Consider the following 6,952-nt stretch of genomic DNA (forward strand, 5'->3'; position numbering starts at 1 on the left):
CAGGGCAATCTCGCCGTTATGACCGAAGGGCGGATGCCCCAGGTCGTGCCTCAGGCACACGGAGTCGACGACGTCGGGCGCCAGTTCGAGCGCCGTGGCAAGCTCACGTCCGACCTGTGCGACTTCGAGCGAGTGGGTCAACCGGTTACGAGCGAAATCGGCGGGGCTTGCGGGGCTCAGGACCTGGGTCTTGGCGGCAAGGCGGCGAAGCGCCGCCGAGTGCAGCACGCGCGCCCGGTCCCGTGCGAAACCGTCGCGCTGCGATCGGTGGTGCTCGCTATAGAATCGTTCGGCATCGGCATCCGCATACCCGCGATGCACCGGGACACCTCGCTCAGCCACCGCTGTGGTCCAGTTCAGCGTCGGCCAGCGCACACGAGTCGACGCCGTCAATGTCCTGAGACTCGAGCCAGCGGTCCGGCAGAGCAGGGCGCTTCGGGGTTCCCGCGCGCCCGCGCTGACCCTCGGCTGCGCTTCCCGGATAGGGAGCGTCGAGGTCCAGCTGCGCGAGCAGCTCGTCGATCTCGGCGATAGAGGATGCCGTCGCAAGTCTGGCTCGGAGATCGCCGCCCACCGGATAGCCCTTGAAGTACCAGGCGACATGCTTTCGGATGTCGCGGCATCCGCGGCCCTCGTCCTCGAAGAACTCCACCAGAAGCTCCGCATGCCGACGGAAGGCACGCGCGACGAAGCCCAGATTTGCGTCGACAAGCGGTCCGGCATCCACGTCGAACGCCCGCGCCAGCTCTCCGAACAGCCAGGGCCGCCCGAGGCACCCGCGACCCACGACAACGCCGTCGCATCCGGTCTCAGCCATCATCCGCGTCGCGTCCTCGGCTGCCCAGATGTCACCGTTGCCGAGCACCGGAATCGAGCTCACGTGCTCTTTGAGACGAGCGATCGCTTCCCAGTCAGCCTCCCCCGAATAGAACTGGGCGGCTGTGCGGGCGTGAAGTGCGACCGCTGAGACGCCGGCGTCCTCGGCGATTCTGCCCGCCTCGAGGTAGGTGAGATGGTCGTCGTCGATTCCCTTGCGCATCTTCACCGTCACGGGGATGGGTCCCGCTGCGGCAACGGCGCGCGTCACGATCTCACGGAACAGGCCGAGCTTCCACGGGAGGGCGGCACCACCTCCCTTGCGCGTGACTTTGGGGACGGGGCATCCGAAGTTCATGTCGATGTGATCTGCTCGGTCCTCCTCGACAAGAACCCGAACCGCAGCCTCCACCGTGGCGGGATCGACGCCGTACAGCTGAATCGACCGCGGGGTCTCGGACTCGTGGTGCGTGATCAAGCGCATCGTTGTCTCGTTGCGCTCCACGAGTGCCCGTGACGTGATCATCTCACTGACGTAGAGGCCTGCCCCGTACTCCCGACACAACCGCCGAAACGCCGTGTTGGTGATGCCGGCCATCGGTGCGAGCACGACCGGCGCATCGACCGTGATCGGACCGACGCGCAGCGGCGCGACGGACGTGGCGGACGGTGATGACGGCATCCACCCATTCTCCCAGACCTGCGCGTTGCCGCGCCGCGCTGTCCCCTCGGGTGCGACGGTAGCCTGAACCCATGACCGACGTGCAGCAGGTTTCCCTCCGCGACATTCCCTTCACCACGGCCGACGGCGAGACCGCAACGCTCGCCGATTACGGTGACGGCGTCGTTCTGGTGGTCAACGTCGCCTCGAAATGCGGTCTGACGCCCCAGTACGAGCAGCTCGAGCAGCTGCAGAAGACCTACGGCGCTCGTGGGCTCACCGTCATCGGATTCCCCTGCAATCAGTTCATGGGCCAGGAGCCGGGCAGCATGGACGAGATCCTTGAATATTGTGCGACCACCTGGGGCGTCTCGTTTCCGGTGGTCGAGAAGGTCAAGGTCAACGGCTCCCACGCCGCGCCGCTCTACAAGGCCCTCAAGAAGGCGAAGGATGCCGAGGGTAAGCGTGGTCCCGTGCTGTGGAACTTCGAGAAGTTCCTGCTCACGCCCGACGGCACTGTGCGCCGGTTCCGTCCGACGACAAAGCCTGACGACCCGGCGATTGTCGCGGTGATCGAGGAGTCGCTTCGCGGCTAGGAGCGCAGGCAGGAACCCCCGGTGAGCTGAGCGGGATACGCTCAGCTCACCGGGCGGGGGCATCCTGGGGGATGAACCGACGGGCCAGTAGTGCCGCAACGAAGAAGCAGATCGCACCGACAAACGTTCCCCCGTTCGCCCAGAACTCACTCAGCACCGCGCCAGTCGCGGGTACCACGAACGCGCCGACAGCAGAGAACGCGAAGGCGATCGAGCCGAGCATGTTCAGGATCGTGCCGTGCCACGTTCGCGCCAACGGGTCCCATAGTTCATGTCGCCGATTCGCGGCGACCATCGCCAATATCGAGGACACGAGGAACGCAGCCGAGCCCCAAACGTCCAGTCGCCACCCGCTGAACGTACCCGGCGTCGCCGGCACAGCGGCGACGAGCACCGTGACGGTGCTGACGTTGAACAGCACCGTGCCCATGAACTGGATAAGCGCGGACCACCAGTCCGCCGCGTCCGCGCTACGCCACCGGCCACGAGGCGGGCGACGACCGCTGAGGGCGAACTGGATGAAGCCCCCGAGGGTGAAGAAGAGTGAGCCCACGAAGAACGTCAACGCGCTTCCCAGCGGGCCCGCAGCCGTGGCGTGGGCGGGAACAGCGCCCACGCCGAACAGCGCTGACCCGATGAGGAAGCCAGAAGACTCCCGGCGCAGACGCTTCGCGCGCGCGTCTGCCGGATCGGTCACGTGTCCGAGCGTACCGCGGGGGACCTGCTGGCTCAGTGGTGAAAGCTGCCCGCCTCTTCCTCGCTCATCGGGACGGATACCGGGTGCTTGTCGAAGTGAGCGATCGCATCACGGTAGTCATCCATCAGGAGCGATGCCTCGTCGCGGCTGAATCCGGCGCGGACAAGGATGCGCTGCACGGCGAGGTCTTGCCGGTTGGCGGGCATGGTGTAGGCCGGGACCTGCCAGCCCCGTGTACGCAGCCGGTCGGCAAGATCAAACAGGGTGAATCCGTGCTCGACTCCCTCGACGAGTTTCCACGAGACAGCCGGAATGCCGTGCTCGGGACTGCCATCGTTGATGATCTCGAAGTGACCGAGCTTCGCGATCTCCGCCGCGAGGTACATCGCGGTGTCGTAGCAGGCCTGATGAACGCGCTGGTACCCCTCCCGACCGAGTCGCACGAAGTTGTAGTACTGGGCGATCACCTGTCCGCCGGGACGGGAGAAGTTGAGCGCGAAGGTCGGCATGTTGCCGCCGAGATAGTTCACTTCGAAGATCAGATCCTCGGGAAGTTCGGATGCGTCGCGCCACACAATCCACCCGACCCCCAGTGGTGCCAGACCGAACTTGTGACCTGACGCATTGATCGACTTCACACGGGGTAGGCGGAAGTCCCACACGATGTCGGGGGCGGTAAAGGGTGCGAGGAAGCCACCGCTCGCACCGTCGACGTGGATGGGGATGTCGAGTCCGGTACGTGCCTGGAGGTCATCGAGTGCCGCACTGACTGCTTGCACTGGCTCGTACTGGCCGGTGAAGGTAACACCCAACGTGGGTACCACGCCGATCGTGTTCTCGTCGGCCCGAGAAAGAACCTCATCCGGCGTCATGATCAGCCGGTCATGTTCCATGGGGATTTCGCGCAGCTCAATATCCCAGTAGCGGGCGAACTTGTGCCAGCACACCTGCACGGGCCCGCAGATGAGGTTCGGCTTGTCTGTCGACAGTCCAGCTGCCCGTCGCCGCTCGCGCCACTTCCACAGCAGTGCCATACCGCCGAGCATGGCCGCCTCGCTCGAGCCGGTCGTCGATGTGCCGAGGGTGTTCTCTGCCTCGGGAGAGTTCCAAAGGTCGGCGAGGATGTGAACACATCGTGCCTCAATCGCCGCGGTCTGCGGATACTCGTCCTTGTCGACCATGTTCTTGTCGAGTGTCTCGCGCATGAGGTCCCGAACTTCGGGCTCCAGCCAGGTCTGGCAGAACGTCGCAAGGTTCTGGCGCGAGTTGCCGTCGAGTATCAACTCGTCGGAAACGAGCCGATATGCGTGCCGCGCGAGCTGCTCGCTCTGGGGCATCTGGAACTTCGGCAGGCTCGCCGACAGCTCGGTCGAGGCAAAAACCTCGTCGAAGATTTCGTCACGGATGGTGTCGCGTTCGTGCAGCATGGCATCTCCTCGGGTTGCTACCGAGTCTTTCAGGACTCACGCGGGGCTCGCTACCGACGGGATGAACGGATCCGGCGTGGATCCCGGCCTTCGAGCTGCTACAGAGCGGGAGGCTCGGGAGTGTCGACCGCTCCGCCGAAGCGGCGGTCCCGGCCAAGGTAGAGGTCGATCGCTCGCCACAGGTCTGCCCGGGAGAAGTCCGGCCAGAGGGTGTCGAGGAACACGTACTCCGCGTATGCCGACTCCCAGAGGAGGAAGTTCGATGTGCGCTGTTCGCCGCTGGACCGAATGAAAAGATCCACGTCCGGCATCTCCGGCTGGTAGAGCCGACGCGCAATGAGCTTCTCGCTCACCGCAGAGGCACGCAGCCTGCCCGCGGCGACATCGTCGGCGATCGAGCGCACCGCATCGACGAGCTCTACCCGACCGCCGTAGTTGACGCACATCGTGAGCGTCAGGACATCGTTGTCTGCGGTCAGCTGCTCGGCAAACTGCAGTTCCTTGATGACGCTCGACCACAGTCGGGGCTTACGACCGGCCCACCGCACCCGGACGCCCCATTCGTTGAGCTGGTCACGACGGCGGTGCAGCACATCGCGATTGAACCCCATGAGGAAGCGGACTTCGTCGGGTGAGCGAGACCAGTTCTCGGTCGAGAAGGCATACACCGACAGGTGTTTGACACCGGCTTGGATGGCACCGGCCACGACGTCCAGGAGCGCCGCCTCGCCGGCCTTGTGGCCCTCGACACGCGTGAGGCCGCGTCGGTTGGCCCAGCGTCCATTTCCGTCCATGACGATGGCGACATGGTTCGGAACTGACCCCTTGGGGAACTCGGGCGGGTAGAGACCTGTCCAATCGATCGGTCGGTAGGGCACGGCGTCACGGTGAGTGTAGGGCTTGGGGCTCATGGAGTGCGTTCCATCGTCTGAACGGCTGTCGGCTGCTGTGGGGGCGGCGCAAAGGTACCGAGGTGTTCGAGCGACCGGATGCCGCGCTCGAGATGCCACTGGGTGTACGCCGCGATCAGGCCGGATGCCGCCCCGCCTGCCCCGGCCGATGCCCCATCCACCACGTCCCACTCCCCCGTCATCAGAGCGCGCAACACTCTCAGGGTCTCGGCATCCACCCGCGCGGATCCGACCGGCGCGCAGTCGGGACACACCATCCCACCAAGCTGAGCAACGAACGAGGTGTGCTCGCCGACGCGCCCACAGCGGGCGCACGCTTCAAGCCCGGGTGCCCACCCCGACAGTGCCATGACGCGAAGCAGGTACGAATCGAGGATGCTGCGCGATGCGTGCTCGCCGCGGGCAAGCGCCCGCAGGCCGCCGAGCAGAAGAAGATACTGCGGCGTCGTCGCCTCGGAGTCACTCAGGCGGTCCGCGGCCTCGACCATCGCGTGCGCTGCAGTGTACCGGTCGTAGTGCAGCGCGATGTCTGCGCCGTAGGCTCCGAGGCTGTCAGCCTGCTGCACAATGTCGAGCGAGCGCCCCTGATACAGCAGCACATCGGCGACCATGAAGGGCTCGAGGCGAGCACCGAACCGCGACGATGTGCGGCGCACGCCTTTAGCCACCGCGCGGACCTTGCCGTGGCGCCGACTCAGGAGCGTGACGATCCGGTCTGCTTCACCCAGTTTGTGGGTGCGCAGAACCACGACTTCGTCACGGTAGGTGGGCACCCCTCGATTATCCCGGCATCGAGCGACAATGGACGGGTGAACGAGCCACTCTTCGTGATCCCGCTCTGGGCAGATCTCTCTGCCGTGGCGCTGGGCGGGCTCCAGGGCGCGCTGTTCGCCTCGGGATTCCGCGGCCAGCGGCGCCTGGATCTCCTCGGCGTCGCGATCATCGGGATCGTCATGGGGATGGGTGGCGGTCTCATCCGTGACCTGCTGCTGAACGTCACCCCGTCGACGCTGCAGTCGAACTGGTACCTGATCACGGCAGTCGCAGCCGCGCTCCTGGGGATGCTGCTCGCGACGATCCTCGAGCGCGTTAGCTGGCTGATCGTCGGGCTCGACGCTCTCGTCATCGGCCTGTTCGGAGCCTTCGGCACAAGTAAGGCGCTGTATCTCGGCCTACCGGAAGTGCCCGCGATCTTCGTTGGCGTCGCCGCTGCGGTGGGTGGCGGCATCCTGCGCGATGTGCTGATGGGCCTGCCGGTCGCGATCATGCACGTCGGATCGCTCTACGCGGTAGCGGCGGGTGCAGGGTGCGTCGTCCTCACCGTCTCGTTCTCGCTGGGGGCGCCACTCACCGCTGCGGCGATCATGGCTGTCGCCGTGACTACGGTCATCCGGCTGCTCGCGGTCGTTTTAGATATCTCGCTTCCGGAACAGCGTGCACTCTATCGCCGAAAGGTTGCCGTCGAGACCTCGGCGATCGCCGTCGTCGGTGATGCCGGAGGTCCTGACAACGGGGACGCGGGGGCAACCGGCTGACCGGTAACCCCCGCGCACACTCGGCTGTCAGACCGCGGCGAGAGCTCCGGACTCCTCACGGACGCGAATAGCGCGGTTCACGCCCGAGACGATCGCCTTCAGCGACGCCGTCGAGATGTCGCCGTCGATACCGACACCCCACAGCCGCTCGCCCTCGACCTGAAGTTCGACGTAGGCAGCCGCTTGCGCATCGCCGCCGGCGCTGAGAGCATGCTCGACGTAGTCGTAGACGGTGACATCAAACCCCTGCTCGCGCAGCACCGCCAAGAACGCGGCAACCGGTCCGTTCCCGTTCCCGCGAGCCGAGAT

The 6,952-nt window shown here is 65.7% G+C and carries 9 protein-coding genes; 2 read left to right on the forward strand and 7 right to left on the reverse strand.

Features of this window, described 5'->3' with window-relative positions; translation table 11 throughout:
- Both Q1V87_RS14740 and dusB read right to left on the reverse strand, forming a co-directional pair.
- Positions 1-321, reverse strand: a 321-nt coding sequence (locus Q1V87_RS14740) for an HD domain-containing protein (RefSeq protein WP_300594500.1), incomplete at its 3' end; no start/stop codon positions are given.
- A 13-nt stretch (positions 322-334) separates the two neighbouring features.
- Positions 335-1,498 carry a tRNA dihydrouridine synthase DusB gene (gene dusB / locus Q1V87_RS14745; RefSeq protein ID WP_300594503.1) on the reverse strand — a complete coding sequence of 388 codons (1,164 nt, stop codon included), beginning with the start codon at positions 1,496-1,498 and terminating at the stop codon, positions 335-337.
- Between the two features lie 71 nt (positions 1,499-1,569).
- On the opposite strand from dusB, the gene Q1V87_RS14750 reads away from it, so the two are divergent.
- On the forward strand, positions 1,570-2,073 hold the full coding sequence (locus Q1V87_RS14750) for a glutathione peroxidase (RefSeq protein ID WP_300594506.1): 504 nt from the start codon (positions 1,570-1,572) through the stop codon (positions 2,071-2,073).
- Between the two features lie 46 nt (positions 2,074-2,119).
- Here Q1V87_RS14750 and Q1V87_RS14755 read toward each other — a convergent pair whose 3' ends face one another.
- The 4 genes from Q1V87_RS14755 to recO form a co-directional block, all read right to left on the reverse strand.
- Entirely contained in the window at positions 2,120-2,770 is a 651-nt protein-coding gene (locus Q1V87_RS14755) for a YrhK family protein (RefSeq protein WP_300594509.1), read from the reverse strand.
- 32 nt (positions 2,771-2,802) lie between these two features.
- Positions 2,803-4,197, reverse strand: coding sequence for a glutamate decarboxylase (locus Q1V87_RS14760; RefSeq protein WP_300594512.1), 1,395 nt, complete (start codon positions 4,195-4,197; stop codon positions 2,803-2,805).
- A gap of 98 nt (positions 4,198-4,295) precedes the next feature.
- Complete coding sequence (locus Q1V87_RS14765; RefSeq protein ID WP_300594515.1) at positions 4,296-5,108, reverse strand: isoprenyl transferase; 813 nt, start codon at positions 5,106-5,108, stop codon at positions 4,296-4,298.
- Complete coding sequence (recO, locus tag Q1V87_RS14770) at positions 5,105-5,881, reverse strand: DNA repair protein RecO (protein WP_300594518.1); 777 nt, start codon at positions 5,879-5,881, stop codon at positions 5,105-5,107. The genes Q1V87_RS14765 and recO overlap by 4 nt, the downstream gene beginning before the upstream one ends.
- 36 nt (positions 5,882-5,917) lie before the next feature.
- Between recO and Q1V87_RS14775 the strand changes: the two genes are divergently transcribed.
- Positions 5,918-6,643 (forward strand): TRIC cation channel family protein, encoded by a 726-nt coding sequence (locus tag Q1V87_RS14775; RefSeq protein WP_300594521.1) that lies wholly within the window; start codon positions 5,918-5,920, stop codon positions 6,641-6,643.
- A 27-nt stretch (positions 6,644-6,670) separates the two neighbouring features.
- On the opposite strand, the gene Q1V87_RS14780 is transcribed toward Q1V87_RS14775, so the two are convergent.
- Positions 6,671-6,952, reverse strand: a 282-nt coding sequence (locus Q1V87_RS14780; protein ID WP_300594524.1) for an alpha-isopropylmalate synthase regulatory domain-containing protein, incomplete at its 5' end; no start/stop codon positions are given.

Source organism: Microbacterium sp. (assembly GCF_030149085.1).
In the GTDB taxonomy this organism is placed as follows: Bacteria; Actinomycetota; Actinomycetes; order Actinomycetales; family Microbacteriaceae; genus Microbacterium.

Coding starts and splice junctions, on each gene's coding strand:
- Q1V87_RS14750 (WP_300594506.1), top strand. CDS start 1,570: ATGACCGACGTGCAGCAGGTTTCCCTCCGCGACATTCCCTTCACCACG.
- Q1V87_RS14760 (WP_300594512.1), bottom strand. CDS start 4,197: ATGCTGCACGAACGCGACACCATCCGTGACGAAATCTTCGACGAGGTT.
- dusB (WP_300594503.1), bottom strand. CDS start 1,498: ATGCCGTCATCACCGTCCGCCACGTCCGTCGCGCCGCTGCGCGTCGGT.
- Q1V87_RS14765 (WP_300594515.1), bottom strand. CDS start 5,108: ATGAGCCCCAAGCCCTACACTCACCGTGACGCCGTGCCCTACCGACCG.